Consider the following 16,537-nt stretch of genomic DNA (forward strand, 5'->3'; position numbering starts at 1 on the left):
TACTTTAATGCCTGCTTCTTTAAGGGAAATAGGCCTCTAGCCCCCGTGGAATGTGCGCGAGTAGCTATACAAATGGTAGCAACTACAGGTCGCGTTTGGGGATCTCACGGGGCTGGCCCTTGTCGTCTATGGCCACGTACGTGAGTGACGCCTCGGTGACTTTGATGTACTGGCCCTGGCTGCCAAAGCGCTCGGCATACACCTCCACCTTCACGGTGATGGAGGTGCGGCCAATGCGGCTGACCTTGCTGAAAAAGCTCAGGATGTCGCCCACGCGCACGGGCTGCTTGAAGACGAACTCGTTCACCGCCACGGTGGCCATGCGGCCCTGGGTGTAGCGGGCGGGTACCACCGAGCCGGCCAGGTCCACCTGGGCCATGACCCAGCCGCCAAAGATGTCGCCGTTGGCATTGCAGTCGCCCGGCATGGGGATGACCTTGAGCACCAGCTCCTCGTCGGAGGGTAATTGCACAAGTACGGGGCTTGAATTGGTAGACATGGGCACAATCCTTGTTTGGTTCTTCTCTGGATTGTCCCCCATGCGCCCCTCCGGCATCCCCGCCCACGCCCCCCTTGCCGCCGTTGCCACCCCGGGGCCCAACACGCCCGCCAAATCTGACTGGGACACGCTGCGCCGCCTGTTCCCCTACCTGTGGATTTACAAATGGCGCGTGATCGCCGCACTGGTCTTCATGGTGGGCGCCAAGATGGCCAACGTGGGCGTGCCGTTGCTGCTGAAAAACCTGGTGGACGCCATGACGCTGAAGCCCGGCGACCCCGCCGCGCTGCTGGTGGTACCGGCGGCGCTGCTGCTGGGCTATGGTGCGCTGCGCCTGTCCACCTCGCTGTTCACCGAACTGCGCGAACTGGTGTTCGCCAAGGCCACCGAGGGCGCGGCGCGCAGCATCTCTTTGGAGGTGTTCCGCCACCTGCATGCCATGAGCCTGCGCTTCCACCTGGAGCGCCAGACCGGTGGCATGACGCGTGACATCGAGCGCGGCACCCGCGGCGTGCACTCGCTCATCAGCTATTCGCTGTACAGCATCATCCCCACGCTGATCGAAGTGACGCTGGTGCTGACGCTTTTAGCCGTCAAGTTTGACGTGTGGTTTGCCTGGATCACCATCGTGGCGCTGGTGGTCTATATCGCTTTCACCATCACCGTGACCGAGTGGCGCACCCAGTTCCGCAAAAAGATGAACGAGATGGACAGCACGGCCCACAGCCGCGCCATCGACTCGCTGCTGAACTACGAAACGGTGAAGTACTTCAACAACGAAGAGTTCGAGGCCCAGCGCTACGACGAAAACCTGGAGCGCTACCGCCGCGCCGCAGTGAAGAGCCAGACCACGCTCAGCCTGCTCAACACCGGGCAGCAGCTCATTATCGCCAGCGCGCTGGTCACCATGCTGTGGCGCGCCACGCAGGGCGTGGTGGACGGCCGCATGACGCTGGGCGACCTGGTCATGGTCAACGCCTTCATGATCCAGCTCTACATCCCGCTGAACTTCTTGGGCGTGATCTACCGCGAGATCAAGCAGAGCCTGACCGACCTGGAAAAGATGTTCACGCTGATGGAGCGCGAGCGCGAGATTGCCGACGTGCCCGGCGCCCAACCTTTGCAGCTGGCCGCCAATGGGGCCGATGCCACGGTGCGTTTTGAGGACGTGACCTTCGCCTACGATCCCGCTCGCACCATCCTGCACCACATCAGCTTCGAAATTCCTGCGGGCAAGACCGTGGCCGTGGTCGGCCCCAGCGGCTCGGGCAAGTCCACGCTGGCACGCCTGTTGTTTCGCTTCTACGACGTGCAGCAAGGCCGCATCACCATCGCCGGGCAGGACATCAAGCAGGTGACACAAAGCAGCGTGCGTCAGGCCATGGGCATCGTCCCGCAAGACACCGTGCTGTTCAACGACACGGTGGAGTACAACATCGCCTACGGCCGCCCCGGTGCCACGCGCACCGAGGTGGAAGCTGCGGCCAAGGCGGCCCACATCCACAGCTTCATCCACGCCGCCGCGAAGGGCTACGACACCATGGTGGGCGAGCGCGGGTTAAAGCTCAGTGGTGGCGAAAAACAGCGCGTGGCGATTGCCCGCACGCTGCTCAAGAACCCGCCCGTGATGATTTTTGACGAGGCCACCAGCGCATTGGACAGTGCCAACGAGCGCGCCATCCAGGCCGAGTTGCAGAGCGTGGCGCAGAACAAGACCACCCTGGTCATCGCCCACCGCCTCTCCACCGTGGTGGACGCCCACGAGATCCTGGTGATGGACGCCGGCCACATCATCGAGCGCGGCAACCACGCCCAACTGCTGGCCGCGAATGGCCGCTATGCCGCCATGTGGGCGCTGCAGCAGAGTGCGGAGTGAGTTGAGGGTATTTTTGGCCTCTAGCCCTCGTATCTATTGCGCTAGAAGCTCCTAAAACCATAGCAATCAAGTCCAAAACGTAGGGGCAATTGGCGGCCGCGTACACTGCCGCCCTGCTGTCACGCCCCCACTTTTTCCCCATGGACCTCATCCTCATTGCCCTGATTGCCGGCGGCATTCTGTTCCTCAAAAAACGCGACCAACGCCAGCGCATCGTGCTACTGGGCCAGGCGCTGTCGCGCTACGACATTGAGCGTCTGATGGAGGGGCTGACCGACGGCTACCTGCGTGCGCTGGGCGAAGAGAACGCCGAGCGCCAGGCGCAGGTGTGGAGCTTTCTGGCCGCGCAGGAGGCCAAGCTGGTGGAGCAGTTCCAGGGCTTTGCCGCCGAATTTGCGCGCGAAGACGCAGCGGCCACCCGCGTGAGCAAGCTGCCGGTGGCGATTCCTTATGCCGCCGCGTTTCTGCCCGCCGCCACCTTTGATCTGCGCCGCGCGTTCGCCATCCATGCCCAGGGCTTGGCCCAGGTGGTGGAGAACGCGCAGCAGCTCAGCCCCAAGCGCAAGGCCTTCACGCTGTCGGCCGAGCTGTTTTTGATGCAACACAGCTGCCACTGGTTTTGCCGCTCCAAGAGCGTGGCCTCGGCCCGGCTGCTGGCACGCCACAAAACACCGTATGCGCAGGTGCTGGCCTCGGTCTCACCCGCCACGCGCGGGGCCTACACCGCACTGGTCAGCGGCGCGGCCTAGAGGCCTGCACCGCCTCACGCGTTCACAGCGTGGCGGCGTCCTTGGGCAGGTAGGGCGCGTACACCAGCATCACCGCACATTGCCCACTGGTTTGCGAGAACAGCAGCCGCGCCTCGGCGTCGCCCTGCGTCCACAGCGTGGCGCGCTGCCACTCGGGTGTGCCCGTGTCTTCCGTGGTGGACACGCTAGGTCCCCAGTGGGTTTGCAGATCATTCGCCAATGCCTGCTCCAGCTGCGGCGTGCAGTCCTGTGCCGAGGTCGATGTCCAGCGCTGCTCAATGCGCTGCACGCTCTTGGCACGCAGGTAAAACGTGGTGTCCAGTGCCAGCCCCTGGAGGTGCGCGCCGGGCGCGGTCCAGGTGCCGCGCAGCCCGCGCGGGCCCACCACGGGTTTGAGTGCACGTCGCAGCTCGGGCAGGCGTGCCTGCAGCTCGGTTTCGCTGAGGTGCAGCAGGGTTTCGTCCAGCCGTGTCTGTGCCAGTGCGCCGCCGTACAACAGAGCGGTGGCCAGGGTGGCCAACGGGGCCGAAGTGCGGAGCCAGGTCAATACACGCATGGGGCCGTATTGTGCGGTGCGCCGGATAATGCCGCCATGGCCCGTTCCCAGTTACCGCTGATCGCCCATCCCGCGCCGCAGGCGGGGTTTGAGGCGCCGTTTGAGATGCTGGCCGCCTGCCACGAGCGCGTGCACCGCAGCCTGGCGCTGTTGCAGCGCTTGCAACAGCACCTGGTGGACGTAGGCTGTGACGACAACGCCCGCCAGGCCGCACGCGATGTGCTGCGCTATTTTGACGTGGCTGCCCCGCTGCACCACCAGGACGAAGAGCTGCATGTGTTTCCCCCGCTGCTGCTGCTGCGCGCCGACGCCGCGCTGCGCACCCTGGTGCGCCAGCTCATGCAAGACCACCGCGACATGGAAGCCACCTGGGCCGCGGCCCGCGTGGCGTTGTTGGCGGTTGCCGAAGACAGCACGGGCGCTTTCACGTTGACCCCGCAGCAGACCGCGGCCCTGGACCGGTTTGCCGCGCTGTATGGCCAGCATATGGTGCACGAAGACGGCCTGGCTTACCCGGCTGCACAGGCCATGTTGTCGGCTACCGCGCTGCAGGCCATGGCGGAGGACATGATGGCCCGGCGTGGGGTACGACCGGAAGTGGCTGCGTAATCCATGCAATTCGCGCATAATCACGGCCCATGGAAACCAAATGGCTTGAAGACTTTGTGTCTTTGGCTGAGACCCGCAGTTTCAGCCGCTCCGCGCAGTTGCGCCACGTTACCCAGCCCGCGTTCTCGCGGCGCATCCAGTCGCTGGAGGCCTGGGCGGGCACCGATCTGGTGGACCGCAGCAGCTACCCCACGCGCCTGACCCCGGCGGGTGAAACCCTGTACGACCAATCGCTGGAAGTGCTGCAAGCCCTGCAAAGCACGCGCGCCATGCTGCGCGGGCATACCACCGCCGCGCAAGACGTGGTGGAGTTCGCCGTGCCGCACACGCTGGCTTTCACCTTCTTTCCGGCCTGGGTGTCCGGTCTGCGGGAAAAGTTTGGCCCGCTCAAAAGTCGCCTGATTGCGCTGAACGTGCACGACGCGGTGTTGCGCCTGGTGGAGGGCAGCTGCGACCTGCTGATCGCCTACCACCACCCCTCGCAGCCCTACCAACTGGATGCCGACCGCTACGAGATGGTTAGCCTGGGTGAGGAGGTGGTGGCGCCCTATGTGAAGCCCGATGCCGATGGCCAGCCCATGTTCATGTTGCCCGGCAAGGCCGGTCAGCCCTTGCCCTACCTAGGCTATGCGCCGGGCGCCTATCTGGGGCAGATGGTGGAGCTGATCCTCAAGCAGGCCGATGTAGCCATCCACTTCGACCGTGTGTACGAAACCGACATGGCCGAAGGCCTGAAGGCCATGGCGCTGGAGGGCCACGGCGTGGCGTTTCTGCCCTTCAGTGCGGTGAAAAAAGACCTGCGCGCCAAAAAGCTGGTGAGTGCCTTGCCGCCCCAGATGAAGGGCCTGCAAATCACCATGGAGGTGCGCGCCTACCGCGAACGCCTCTCCGGCAAAGAGGCAGCCCGCGGCCTGACCGCGGCGCAACGCGCCCAAACCCGCACACCCAAGGGCTCAGCCCAGGCGCTGTGGGACTACCTGCTGACCCAGGGCACAGTGGCATAGACATTGCATTCCTATTTTGCATACCGCGCGAATGAATCAGCATTGGCGGTCGGTGCCCGGCGTGGCTAGAGTCGCGCCCTGGGCGGAAAACGTGTCGTTGGAGTGGGTATGCAAACCAAACTATGGGTTCGTGGTGGGGCGTTGATCGCCTCTGTGCTTTTGGGCGCTACGGCGCAAGCTGGCACCGTGCTGGAGCGCGTGGCCGCTGGCGGCAAGCTGGTGGTGGCGCACCGTGAGTCGTCCATCCCGTTCTCGTACCTGGACACGGACAAAAAGCCGGTGGGTTATGCCGTGGACCTGTGCCTGAAGCTGGCCGAGGCCGTGCGCAAGAAGACCGGTGCCAAGGGCATGCAGGTGGAATTCATGCAGGTCACCCCGGCCAACCGCATCGCCACCATCGAGGAAGGCAAAGCCGATATGGAGTGCGGCTCGACCACCAACAACGCCGACCGGCGCCAAAAGGTGGCCTTCACCATCCCCCACTTCATTACCGGCGCGCGCATGCTGGTGCGCGCCGACAGCAAGGTTGAGCGCATTGAAGACCTGTATGGCAAAAAGCTGGTGTCCACCAAGGGCACCACGCCGCTGAAGGCGGCGGAGCAAGCCAACCGCGAGCGTCTGCTGCACCTCACCATTCTAGAAGCCCCGGACCACGCCAAGGCCGTGGAGATGGTGGAGAGCGGCGAGGCCGACGCCTTTGTCATGGACGACGTGCTGCTCTATGGCCTGGCCGCCAACCGGCCCCACCCGGAGGCGCTGAAGGTGGTCGGCAAGTTCCTGACCACCGAGCCGCTGGCTATCATGCTGCCCAAGAATGACCCCGAGTTCAAAAAACTGATTGACGAGGAAATGCGCCGCCTCATCGTGAGCAAGGAAATCCAGCCCATCTACGACCGCTGGTTCCTCAAGGCCATCCCGCCCAACGAGAGGCCGCTGAACCTGCCCGTGAGCTACCTGCTCAAAGACTTCTGGAAGTACCCTACGGATGTCGTTCCGTTCTAAAGAGGAATAAAGTTATTTACCATTTGCATGGTTTCTAGGGGTAAGCAGGTGTCCAGGATTCAGGGCGGCGGCAGTACAGTTCACCGTCAGCCCACCATGCTTGCCAGGTTGCGGGTTTCATCACAGTGATTTTTATTGAAGGAAAAACATGAAAAAGAACGTTCTCATTCTGGGCCTGTTGTCTGCCAGCATCTTCGGTGCTTACGCGCAGAGCAACGACACCTTGGCCAAGGTGAAAGCTGACGGCGCCATCACCATGGGTGTGCGTGATTCCTCCGGCGCCCTGTCGTACGCCCTGGGTGAAGGCAAATACGCAGGCTTCCATGTGGAAGTGTGCCAGCGGATCGTTGCCAACGTAGAAAAGGCCGTGGGCAAAAAGATTGAAACCAAGTACCAATCGGTCACTTCGCAAAACCGAATTCCGTTGATTCAGAACGGCACCGTAGACATTGAATGTGGCTCCACCACCAACAATGCAACCCGCCAGAAAGACGTGGCCTTTGTGGTGACCACGTATGTGGAGGAAGTACGCATTGCAACCAAGGGCAGCTCTGGCATCACCTCCATTGCGCAGCTGAACGGCCGCAACGTGGCAACGACGACCGGAACCACCTCTGTGCAACTGTTGCGCAAGCATGAGCGTGCCACCGGTGTGGACTTCAAGGAAGTGTTCGGCAAGGACCATGCCGACAGCTTCTTGCTGCTCGAATCCGGCCGCGCCGATGCCTTCGTGATGGACGGCCAGATCCTGGCTGGCAACATTGCCAACTCCAAGGCTCCCGGCGACTACAAGATCGTGGGTGAAGTCTTGTCGGTGGAGCCCATCGCCATCATGATTCGCAAGGACGACCCCGCGTTCAAGAAATTGGCGGATGACACTGTTATTGCCTTGGCCAAGTCAGGCGAGTTGGCCAAAATCTACGACAAGTGGTTTGTGCAGCCTATCCCTCCCAAGAACACCCGTGTGGGCTTGCCCGCAAGCGATAGCACCAAGGCAGCGTGGGCTACGCCTAACGACAAGCCCGCTGAAGACTACGCCAAGAAGTAATCCGTACCTCTAGTCTGAGTGTGAACCCGCTGGACAGCATGCCAGCGGGTTTTGTTTTTAGGATGGCGCGCAATTTGCTGTGGAGGTGGTATGCATTGGGATTGGCAGATTTTTTTCAGTGACGACGGCAGTGGCCGTACGTACTTGCAATGGATGATGGAGGCCTGGCGGTGGACGCTCGCGGTTGCTGGCTGTTCCTGGCTGGTGGCGGTGGGCGTGGGGGCCTTGGTAGGCACCCTGCGAACTCTGCCCAACAGCCCTTGGCTGGTGCGCATCGCCAATGTCTGGGTGGAGTTCTTCCGCAATATTCCGCTGCTGGTGCAGATCTTTCTTTGGTACTTTGTGGTGCCCAAGATGTTCCCCTCCTTTCAGGCCGTCCCCGGCTTCCTGCTGGTGGTTTTTGGTCTGGGCTTCTTCACCTCGGCGCGGATTGCGGAGCAAGTGCGCGCTGGCATCCAGGCGCTGCCCAAGGGTCAGCGCTACGCTGGCATGGCCATGGGTTTCACCACGGCCCAGACCTACCGTTACGTGATCCTGCCCATGGCGTTTCGCATCATCCTGCCGCCGCTGACCAGTGAGTCCATGAACCTGCTGAAAAACTCATCGGTGGCCTTTGCGGTCTCGATTTCCGAGCTCACCATGTTTGCCATGCAGGCCCAGGAAGAGACCTCGCGTGGTGTGGAAATCTACCTGGGTGTGACCGTGCTGTATGCGATTTCTGCCTTCGCGGTGAATCGCGTGCTGGCCCTGGTGGAGCGCTCCTTGCAAATCCCCGGCTTCATTGTGGCCGGCACCGGCGGGGGGCACTGACATGCAGGGATTGGATATTTCGTTTCTGAGCTGGGAAATCATCAACAAGTTTGTACTGGGCGGCCTGCGCTTCAGTGCGCTGTTAACTATTGTGGCCACCGTGGGTGGGGTGGTATTTGGCACGCTGCTGGCGCTGATGCGTCTCTCGGGCAACAAGGCATTGGGGCGTGCCGCGGCGTTTTACGTCAATGGCATGCGCTCTGTGCCGCTGGTGATGGTGATTCTGTGGTTCTACCTGCTCATCCCGCTCCTGATTGGCAAGTCCATTGGCGCGGAGTTGTCGGCCTCCATTACCTTCATCGCGTTTGAGGCGGCCTACTTCAGCGAAATCATGCGGGCGGGCATCCAGTCCATCCCGCGTGGTCAGGTGTTTGCCGGCCAGGCCCTGGGCATGACCTACCGCCAGAACATGACACTGGTGGTGCTGCCACAGGCCTTTCGCAACATGTTGCCGGTGCTGTTTACCCAGACCATCATCCTGTTCCAGGACACGTCGTTGGTATACGCCATCGGCGCCTATGACCTGCTCAAGGGTTTCACGCTGGCCGGCAAACTGTATGGCCGTCCCGAGGAGGCCTACCTGCTGGCAGCCGTCGTTTACTTTGTGATCTGTTTTGCGCTGTCCTGGGCCGTCAAACGCCTGCAGACCCGCATTGCCATCGTTCGTTGAACAAGAAGAGATAGAACATGATTGAAATCAAGAATGTGTCCAAGTGGTACGGCCCTGTGCAGGTGCTCAATGACTGCTCAGTCAACATCAACAAGGGTGACGTGGTCGTGGTGTGCGGCCCTTCGGGTTCGGGCAAGTCCACGTTGATCAAGACGGTCAACGGCTTAGAGCCCATTCAGAGGGGCAATATCACGGTGGACGGCGTTCCGCTGCACGACCCCAGCACCGATCTGCCCAAGCTGCGCAGCCGTGTTGGCATGGTGTTCCAGCATTTTGAGTTATTCCCCCATCTCCGTGTCACCGAGAACCTGACCATTGCGCAGATCAAGGTGCTGGGCCGCAGCGCCGACGACGCCAAGGTGCGCGGATTGAAGATGTTGGACCGCGTGGGTCTGATGGCCCACAAAGACAAGTTCCCTGGACAACTGTCAGGCGGCCAGCAGCAGCGCGTGGCGATCGCCCGTGCCCTGAGCATGGACCCCGTAGTGATGCTGTTTGACGAACCCACCTCCGCGCTGGATCCCGAGATGGTCGGCGAGGTGCTGGACGTCATGGTGTCTTTGGCCAAGGAAGGCATGACCATGATGGTGGTCACCCACGAGATGGGCTTTGCCCGCAAGGTGGCCAGCCGTGTGATCTTCATTGACGTCGGCGGTCGCATCCTGGAGGACTGCAGCAAGGATGAGTTCTTTGGTAATCCCGATGGACGCCAGCCGCGCACCAAGGACTTCCTCAACAAGATCCTCCAGCACTGACCCATCCAGGCCCGCCACTGGCGGCACGCAGGCAACAAGAGACACTTATGTCCACATCTTTTATCGGGCAGCCGTCGTTGGCGCGCAAACTGACCCTGGGCTTCGTGGCCATCCTCTTGTTGTTACTGGCCGTGGCCGCCACGGGCGTCTATTCGGTGGGCCAGATTGGCAACTCGCTGGAGCACATCGTGCGGGTGAATAACCGGCAGACGGAGCTGACCAACGAACTGATGGACAGCATCAACCGTGTCACGATCCACAGCCGTTCTGTCGCCCTGTTCACTGAGTTGGACCCCAAGCAGTTGCAGGTGGAGTTCAAGGCGGCGGAATCTGCGATTGCCCGGCTTAGCGAGGCGGAGGCGGCCTTGAGCGCGCTGCTGACGGCGGACCATGCCAGCACCGAGGAGCGCGCCTTGATGGGGCGAATTTCCGAACAGACCAAAAAGGTGCTGCCCGAGGTGGCCGATGCCCTGAAGCAGGCCAACGACGGCGACACGGTAGCGGCCGTGTTGACACTGATGAACCGGGTGCGCCCAGCGGAAGAAGCGCTGCGCAAGGATGCGGCCAGCCTGATCGCGCTGCAACTGGCACAGACGCACGAAACCAATACCGATTCCGAGGCATTGCAACGCAAGATGTTACTGCTGTTAGGGGGGCTGGTCTCCGTGGCGCTGGTGGCAGGGGGGCTGATTGCCTGGCGCATTACTGTGGGCGTGACCCACCCGGTGAGGCTAGCCGTGGGCATGGCGGAGCGGATTGCCGCGGGCGATCTGACCACCCAGGTACCTCTGGGCGCCAATGACGAAATTGGTCGTCTGTTGCAGGCCGTCACGGCTATGCAGAGCAATCTGCGTGGTGTGGTGGAAAGTATTCGGGAAGCGGCGGGCTCCATCCACCGCTCCAGCCAAGAGGTGGCCGCGGGCAACCTGGATTTGAGCAATCGCACCGAGCAGACGGCCGCCAATCTGCAGCAGACCGCCCTCTCCATGGGGCAACTTACCGACAGCGTTCAGAACAGTGCCAATGCGGCCCGGCAGGCCAACCAGTTAGCAGGTGGTTCGGCCGAGGTGGCGCAGCGCGGTGGCACTGTGGTGTCGGAGGTGGTGGCCACTATGCAGGAGATCAACACCAGCTCGTCCAAGATCGCCGACATTATTTCGGTGATCGATGGTATTGCCTTTCAGACCAATATCTTGGCGCTGAATGCGGCGGTGGAGGCCGCACGGGCTGGCGAACAGGGGCGGGGCTTTGCCGTCGTGGCCTCTGAGGTGCGCAGCCTCGCCGGGCGTAGCGCCGAGGCCGCCAAGGAGATCAAGATCCTGATCGGTGCCAGCGTGGAGCGCGTCGAGCGTGGCACCCAGCTGGTAGCTGCTGCTGGTCAGACCATGAGTGAGATCGTCGGATCGGTGCAGCGCGTGACCCACACCATTGGGGATATCAGCGCGACCGTGTCTGAGCAGAGCGAGGGCATCGCTACGGTGAACGCTGCGATCTCGGTGTTGGACCAGATGACGCAGCAGAACTCCGCTTTGGTGGAGCAGAGCGCCGCCGCCGCCGAAAGCCTGAAAGACCAAGCCGAGCAATTGACGCGCATTGTGAGCGCGTTTGAAACCGGCGCACCTGGCGCTAGGGGGCCCAGGCTGCTTGCCTGAGGCAACTTTCCGCCGTGGGGCGGGCGATTTGGGACAATAGCGCCCATGACGCACGCCACCCCCACCAACACACTTACCATCACCCGCCCGGACGACTGGCACCTGCATGTGCGCGACGGCGCCGCGTTGAACACCGTGGTACCGCATACGGCCGCCCAGTTCGGCCGCGCCATCATCATGCCCAACCTCAAGCCGCCGGTGACCACCGCGGAACAGGCGCTGGCCTACAAGGCGCGCATCCAGGCGGCCGTGCCGGCCGGAGTGGATTTCGAACCCTTGATGACGCTGTACCTGACCGACAACCTGCCCGCCGACGAGATCGTACGCGCCAAGGAGGCCGGCGTGGTGGCCGCCAAGCTCTACCCCGCAGGCGCCACCACCAACAGCGATGCCGGTGTGACCGACCTGCGCAACACCTACAAGACGCTGGAAGCCATGCAAAAGGCCGGTTTGCTGCTGCTGGTGCACGGCGAGGTGACCAGCAGCGACATCGACCTGTTCGACCGGGAAGCTGTGTTCATCGACACCCAGCTGATTCCCTTGCGCCGCGACTTCCCCGAACTCAAGATCGTCTTCGAGCACATCACCACCCGGGAAGCCGCGCAGTATGTGGCGGACAGCGACCGCTTCACCTCGGCCAGCATCACCGCCCACCACCTGCTCTACAACCGCAACGCCATCTTCACCGGTGGCATTCGCCCGCACTACTACTGCCTGCCCGTGCTCAAACGCGAAACACACCGCCTGGCATTGGTGCAGGCGGCGACTGGTGGATCGAACAAATTCTTCCTGGGCACCGACAGCGCACCCCACCCCACGCAGCTGAAAGAACATGCCTCGGGCTGCGCGGGCTGTTACACCGCCCACGCGGCCATGGAGCTGTACGCGCAGGCGTTTGATACGGCCGGCGCGTTGGACAAGCTGGAAGGTTTTGCGTCCTTCCATGGTGCCGACTTCTATGGTCTGCCACGCAACACCGGAACCATCACCCTGAAACGTGAAAGCTGGACACCGCCCGAGAGCTTTGCATTCGGCGAGACCTCCCTCAAACCCCTGGCCGCGGGCGAAGCACTGCAGTGGCGCATGGTTTAGAGGCGATTGACTGGGCTGCGCCGTGGCTGCAGCCTTGGCGCGCAGTGGGCGAGGGCCTGGCGGGGCAGGTGGGTGAAGGCCTGACGGTGGCACAGGCACTGAATGCTGTGCAACGCGCCCCGGTGCAATTTGTGCCGCAGTCCGAGCTGCCCGCCGGCACGGCCTACGAGCAGCACATCTTCGACACCGGCCGCGTACCGACGCGTGACGGCCTGCACGACTTTTTCAACGGCCTGTGCTGGCTGCAGTTTCCGCTGGCCAAACAGCGCCTCAACCACCTGCAGGCCGAGCAGATTGCGCAGACCGGCATCCAGCCCGTGCGCGGCCCGGCCCGCGATGCACTGACCGTGTTTGACGAAAACGCCGCGTTGCTGCTGGCGCCTGACGCACTGTGGCAAGCGCTGGTGGCGAAAGACTGGCAGGCGGTCTTCGGCACGCTGCGCCCGCTGTGGGCCGAGTCCACCTTGCTGTTGTTTGGCCATGCGCTGCTGGAAAAGCTGGTTGCACCCAGAAAACCGATCACAGCCCACGTGTTTCGTGCGCAAGCAGCTAGCAATTCGATAGCGGACCTGGACGCCTGGCTGGCCGATACGCTCTCGGCTCCCATGCTCGCGGCCAAGCCGTTTGCCCATCTGCCGGTGCTGGGGGTGCCGGGCTGGTGGGCGGGCAATGCCGATCCGGCGTTTTACGCGGATGCCAGCGTGTTTCGCGCCCCACGCCCGCTGGGTGGTTCGGGCAAAAGCCCATAAATTTCTAGGGCCCAAGCAGCCGAAATGCTTGAAAACCTCGCCATCGCCCCTACCATCCTGGGCAACGACTGGAACACGGTCGCTTTCCGAAAGAAACCATGAAACGCATTATTTTGTTTGTCCTGACCAACCTGGCCGTGGTGGTCGTGTTGGGCATTGTGGCCAGCCTGCTGGGGGTCAACCGCTACCTCACGCCCAATGGGCTGAACCTGAGCTCGCTGCTGGGCTTCGCGCTGGTGATGGGCTTTGGCGGCGCCATCATCTCCCTCTTGATCAGCAAGCCCATGGCCAAGTGGACCTCAGGTGTGCAGGTGATTGCGCAGCCGCAAAACGCCGACGAGGCCTGGATCGTGGAGACCGTGCGCAAGTTCGCCGACAAGGCCGGCATTGGCATGCCCGAAGTCGGCATCTTTGACGGCGCGCCCAATGCGTTTGCCACCGGCGCGTTCAAAAATTCGGCCCTGGTGGCGGTGAGCACCGGCCTGTTGCAGGGCATGACGCGCGAAGAGATCGAGGCCGTGATTGGCCACGAGGTGGCCCACATTGCCAACGGCGACATGGTCACCATGACGCTGATCCAGGGTGTGATGAACACCTTTGTGGTGTTCCTGAGCCGTGTGATCGGCTACGCGGTGGACAGCTTTTTGCGCAAAGGCGATGACCGCAGCAGCGGCCCCGGCATTGGGTACTACATCAGCACCATCGTGCTGGACATCGTGCTCGGCTTTGCCGCCGCCATCGTGGTGGCTTGGTTTAGCCGCCAGCGCGAGTTTCGTGCCGACGCCGGTGCTGCGCAACTGATGGGTCGCAAGCAGCCCATGATGAACGCGCTGGCCCGCCTGGGCGGCATGACGCCGGGCGAGCTGCCCAAGAGCGTGGCCGCATTTGGCATTGCCGGTGGCATTGGCCAGCTGTTCTCCACCCACCCGCCGATTGAAGAGCGCATCGCCGCCCTGCAAAACGCGCAGGGCTGAGCCCGTATGGAACTGTCCACCTGGCTGGCCTTCTTTGCGGCCTCTTGGGCCATTAGCATTTCGCCCGGGGCGGGTGCCGTAGCTGCCATGAGCGCGGGGCTGAACCACGGCTTTGCGCGTGGCTACATCACCACCCTGGGTTTGGTGCTGGGTATCTGGACACAGATTCTGGTGGTCGGCTTGGGGCTGGGGGCTGTGGTGGCCACCAGCGGCACCGCATTTCTGGCCATCAAATGGGCAGGCGTGGCCTATCTGGTGTGGCTGGGCATCCAGCAATGGCGTGCGCCGGCCGTGCCGCTGGCGGCCAAGACCGAAGAAGGCAGCCAAGTCAGCGTGCGCACCATGGTGTTCAAGGCCTGGGTGATCAACGCGCTGAACCCCAAGGGCACGGTATTTCTGTTGGCCGTGGTGCCGCAGTTCCTGAACCTGGCGCAGCCCCTGGCACCGCAGTACCTCACCATCGCCGCCACGCTGGGCTTTACCGATCTGGTGGTGATGGGGGGCTACACCGCACTGGCTGCCAAGGTGTTGCGCGCACTCAAATCCGAGTCGCACCTGCGTGCCATGAACCGCACCTTTGGTGGGTTGTTTGTGGTGGCGGGCACGCTGTTGGCGTTCTTCAAGCGCGCAGCTTGAGCCAGTCCAACGCCAAGGCCTCCGCGACCTTGATGCCATCCACCCCTGCCGACAAAATTCCGCCCGCATAGCTCGCACCTTCACCCGCCGGGTACAGGCCGCGCACATTGGTGCTTTGCAGGTCATCGCCGCGCGGCATTTTGATGGGGCTGGAGGTGCGGGTTTCCACTCCGGTCAGCACGGCGTCCGCCATGTCAAAGCCCTTGATCTTCTTGCCAAACGCGGGCAGCGCCTCGCGCAGCGCCGCAATCGCGTAGTCGGGCAGGCTGGGGGCCAGGTCGCCCAGCTTCACGCCGGGTTTGTACGACGGGGTGACGCTGCCAAATTCGGTGGACGGTTTGGCGGCAATGAAGTCGCCCACTAGTTGGCCCGGTGCCTCGTAGGTGCCGCCGCCCAGGGTGTAGGCGCCGCTCTCCAGCTGGCGCTGAAACGCAATGCCGGACATGGGATGCGCGGCTTTCGGGTCTTGGGCTTTCATCGCCGCTGCCTCGGTGGCGTAGCGCTGGCCTTTCTCTTCACCGAAGGCGTGCACAAAGGCGGCCGCATCAATCGGGTAGTCCGGCGGGTCGATGCCCACCACCATGCCAGCGTTGGCATTGCGCTCGTTGCGCGAATACTGGCTCATGCCGTTGGTGACCACGCGGCCCGGCTCGCTGGTGGCGGCCACCACGGTGCCGCCGGGGCACATGCAGAAGCTGTAAACGGCGCGCCCATTGGCTGCGTGGTGCACCAGCTTGTAGTCGGCCGCACCCAGCAGCGGGTGGCCCGCATGGCGACCCCAGCGCGCGCGGTCGATCACGCCCTGCGGGTGCTCGATGCGAAAGCCCACCGAGAACGGCTTGGCGTGCATGGCGACGCCACGCTCATAAAGCATGGCAAAGGTGTCGCGTGAGCTATGGCCCAGTGCCATCACTACGTGGCGGGCGGGCAGCGCGTAGCGGCTGCCGGTTTGAAGGTTTTCGACCTCTAGCCCCCGTAGCGATTGCGCGTCTTGCTCCTGATTCAATAGCACGTCCGCCACGCGCTGTTCAAACCGGATCTCGCCACCCAGCGCAATGATCTGCTCGCGGATGCCTTCCACCACTTTCACCAGTTTGAAGGTACCGATGTGCGGGTGCGCCTCGTACAGGATCTCGGCCGGGGCGCCGTGTTGCACAAATTCGTGCATGACCTTGCGGCCCAGAAAACGCGGGTCCTTGATCTGGCTGTAGAGCTTGCCGTCCGAAAATGTGCCGGCGCCGCCTTCGCCAAACTGCACATTGCTCTCGGGGTTCAGCGTTTTCTTGCGCCACAGGCCCCAGGTGTCCTTGGTGCGTTCGCGCACCGGTTTGCCACGCTCCAGCACGATGGGTTTGAACCCCATCTGCGCCAGCACCAGCGCCGCAAACATGCCGCAGGGCCCAAAGCCCACCACCACGGGGCGTTCTGTCGAGTCGAGCGGCGCCTGCGCCACAAAGCGGTAGGCCATGTCGGGCGTGGCGTTGATGTGCGGGTGGTTGGGGAACTTCGCCAGCAGCGGGGCTTCCTGCGCGGCATCGGTCAGCCTGATGTCCACGATGTAGACGGCCAGCAGGTCTGCCTTGCGTGCATCAAAGCTGCGTTTGAACACCTGCAGGTCGGCAATGGCCGCCACGTCAATGCCCAGTGCCTGGGCGCACAGGCGTTTCAGCGCGTCAATCGGGTGCGCCACGGGCGCGCGGTCGGCCTCGGTCTCGGTGGGGGCATCCGCGGCGCGGCGTGCCTCCACGGGCAGGGCGGACAGGGGGAGTTTGAGTTCAGTGAGTCGAATCATGGAGGGGCTCGTGGTTATCAAGCAAGGCCGCGATTTTAAAGGGGCGAGCGCCCCGCTGCGCGCA

The 16,537-nt window shown here is 62.9% G+C and carries 17 protein-coding genes; 14 read left to right on the forward strand and 3 right to left on the reverse strand.

Going from position 1 to position 16,537, the window contains the following annotated elements:
- Window positions 1–82 precede the first annotated feature (82 nt).
- Window positions 83–499: an acyl-CoA thioesterase gene (locus tag AC097R_RS04780; protein ID WP_310340463.1), complete on the reverse strand. Its 417-nt coding sequence runs from the start codon at window positions 497–499 to the stop codon at window positions 83–85.
- Between the two features lie 40 nt (window positions 500–539).
- On the opposite strand from AC097R_RS04780, the gene AC097R_RS04785 reads away from it, so the two are divergent.
- Together AC097R_RS04785 and AC097R_RS04790 are read left to right on the forward strand one after the other, a co-directional pair.
- Window positions 540–2,375: an ABCB family ABC transporter ATP-binding protein/permease gene (locus tag AC097R_RS04785; protein WP_479596468.1), complete on the forward strand. Its 1,836-nt coding sequence runs from the start codon at window positions 540–542 to the stop codon at window positions 2,373–2,375.
- A 140-nt stretch (window positions 2,376–2,515) separates the two neighbouring features.
- Complete coding sequence (locus tag AC097R_RS04790) at window positions 2,516–3,124, forward strand: hypothetical protein (protein ID WP_479596469.1); 609 nt, start codon at window positions 2,516–2,518, stop codon at window positions 3,122–3,124.
- 22 nt (window positions 3,125–3,146) lie between these two features.
- Here the strand turns inward: AC097R_RS04790 and AC097R_RS04795 are convergent, their stop codons facing one another.
- A complete protein-coding gene (locus tag AC097R_RS04795; protein WP_479596470.1) occupies window positions 3,147–3,680 on the reverse strand; it encodes a hypothetical protein in 534 nt (177 codons plus the stop codon).
- Window positions 3,681–3,716: 36 nt separating this feature from the next.
- Between AC097R_RS04795 and AC097R_RS04800 the strand changes: the two genes are divergently transcribed.
- The 12 genes from AC097R_RS04800 to AC097R_RS04855 all read left to right on the forward strand — a co-directional run bounded on the left by AC097R_RS04800 (window position 3,717) and on the right by AC097R_RS04855 (window position 14,681).
- Complete coding sequence (locus AC097R_RS04800; RefSeq protein WP_479596471.1) at window positions 3,717–4,289, forward strand: hemerythrin domain-containing protein; 573 nt, start codon at window positions 3,717–3,719, stop codon at window positions 4,287–4,289.
- Window positions 4,290–4,318: 29 nt separating this feature from the next.
- A complete protein-coding gene (locus AC097R_RS04805; RefSeq protein ID WP_479596472.1) occupies window positions 4,319–5,293 on the forward strand; it encodes a LysR substrate-binding domain-containing protein in 975 nt (324 codons plus the stop codon).
- A gap of 108 nt (window positions 5,294–5,401) precedes the next feature.
- Window positions 5,402–6,295 carry an amino acid ABC transporter substrate-binding protein gene (locus AC097R_RS04810; RefSeq protein WP_479596473.1) on the forward strand — a complete coding sequence of 298 codons (894 nt, stop codon included), beginning with the start codon at window positions 5,402–5,404 and terminating at the stop codon, window positions 6,293–6,295.
- Window positions 6,296–6,443: 148 nt separating this feature from the next.
- Window positions 6,444–7,343, forward strand: coding sequence for a transporter substrate-binding domain-containing protein (locus tag AC097R_RS04815; RefSeq protein ID WP_479596474.1), 900 nt, complete (start codon window positions 6,444–6,446; stop codon window positions 7,341–7,343).
- Window positions 7,344–7,433: 90 nt separating this feature from the next.
- Complete coding sequence (locus AC097R_RS04820) at window positions 7,434–8,153, forward strand: amino acid ABC transporter permease (protein ID WP_479596475.1); 720 nt, start codon at window positions 7,434–7,436, stop codon at window positions 8,151–8,153.
- 1 nt (window position 8,154) lies between these two features.
- Window positions 8,155–8,823: an amino acid ABC transporter permease gene (locus AC097R_RS04825; RefSeq protein WP_479596476.1), complete on the forward strand. Its 669-nt coding sequence runs from the start codon at window positions 8,155–8,157 to the stop codon at window positions 8,821–8,823.
- Between the two features lie 17 nt (window positions 8,824–8,840).
- Window positions 8,841–9,578: an amino acid ABC transporter ATP-binding protein gene (locus AC097R_RS04830; RefSeq protein WP_479596477.1), complete on the forward strand. Its 738-nt coding sequence runs from the start codon at window positions 8,841–8,843 to the stop codon at window positions 9,576–9,578.
- A 47-nt stretch (window positions 9,579–9,625) separates the two neighbouring features.
- Complete coding sequence (locus tag AC097R_RS04835; protein ID WP_479596478.1) at window positions 9,626–11,230, forward strand: methyl-accepting chemotaxis protein; 1,605 nt, start codon at window positions 9,626–9,628, stop codon at window positions 11,228–11,230.
- 45 nt (window positions 11,231–11,275) lie between these two features.
- Window positions 11,276–12,322, forward strand: coding sequence for a dihydroorotase (gene pyrC / locus AC097R_RS04840; protein ID WP_479596479.1), 1,047 nt, complete (start codon window positions 11,276–11,278; stop codon window positions 12,320–12,322).
- On the forward strand, window positions 12,307–13,071 hold the full coding sequence (locus AC097R_RS04845; protein ID WP_479596480.1) for a DUF3025 domain-containing protein: 765 nt from the start codon (window positions 12,307–12,309) through the stop codon (window positions 13,069–13,071). The genes pyrC and AC097R_RS04845 overlap by 16 nt, the downstream gene beginning before the upstream one ends.
- 98 nt (window positions 13,072–13,169) lie before the next feature.
- Window positions 13,170–14,045 (forward strand): protease HtpX, encoded by an 876-nt coding sequence (gene htpX / locus AC097R_RS04850; RefSeq protein ID WP_479596481.1) that lies wholly within the window; start codon window positions 13,170–13,172, stop codon window positions 14,043–14,045.
- A gap of 6 nt (window positions 14,046–14,051) precedes the next feature.
- Window positions 14,052–14,681 carry a LysE family transporter gene (locus AC097R_RS04855; RefSeq protein WP_479596482.1) on the forward strand — a complete coding sequence of 210 codons (630 nt, stop codon included), beginning with the start codon at window positions 14,052–14,054 and terminating at the stop codon, window positions 14,679–14,681.
- On the opposite strand, the gene AC097R_RS04860 is transcribed toward AC097R_RS04855, so the two are convergent.
- Window positions 14,665–16,473 (reverse strand): NAD(P)/FAD-dependent oxidoreductase, encoded by a 1,809-nt coding sequence (locus tag AC097R_RS04860; protein WP_479596483.1) that lies wholly within the window; start codon window positions 16,471–16,473, stop codon window positions 14,665–14,667. The two genes, AC097R_RS04855 and AC097R_RS04860, sit on opposite strands and share 17 nt — an antisense overlap.
- Window positions 16,474–16,537 lie beyond the last annotated feature (64 nt).

This window comes from Rhodoferax sp. ZS1R25 (genome assembly GCF_056521335.1).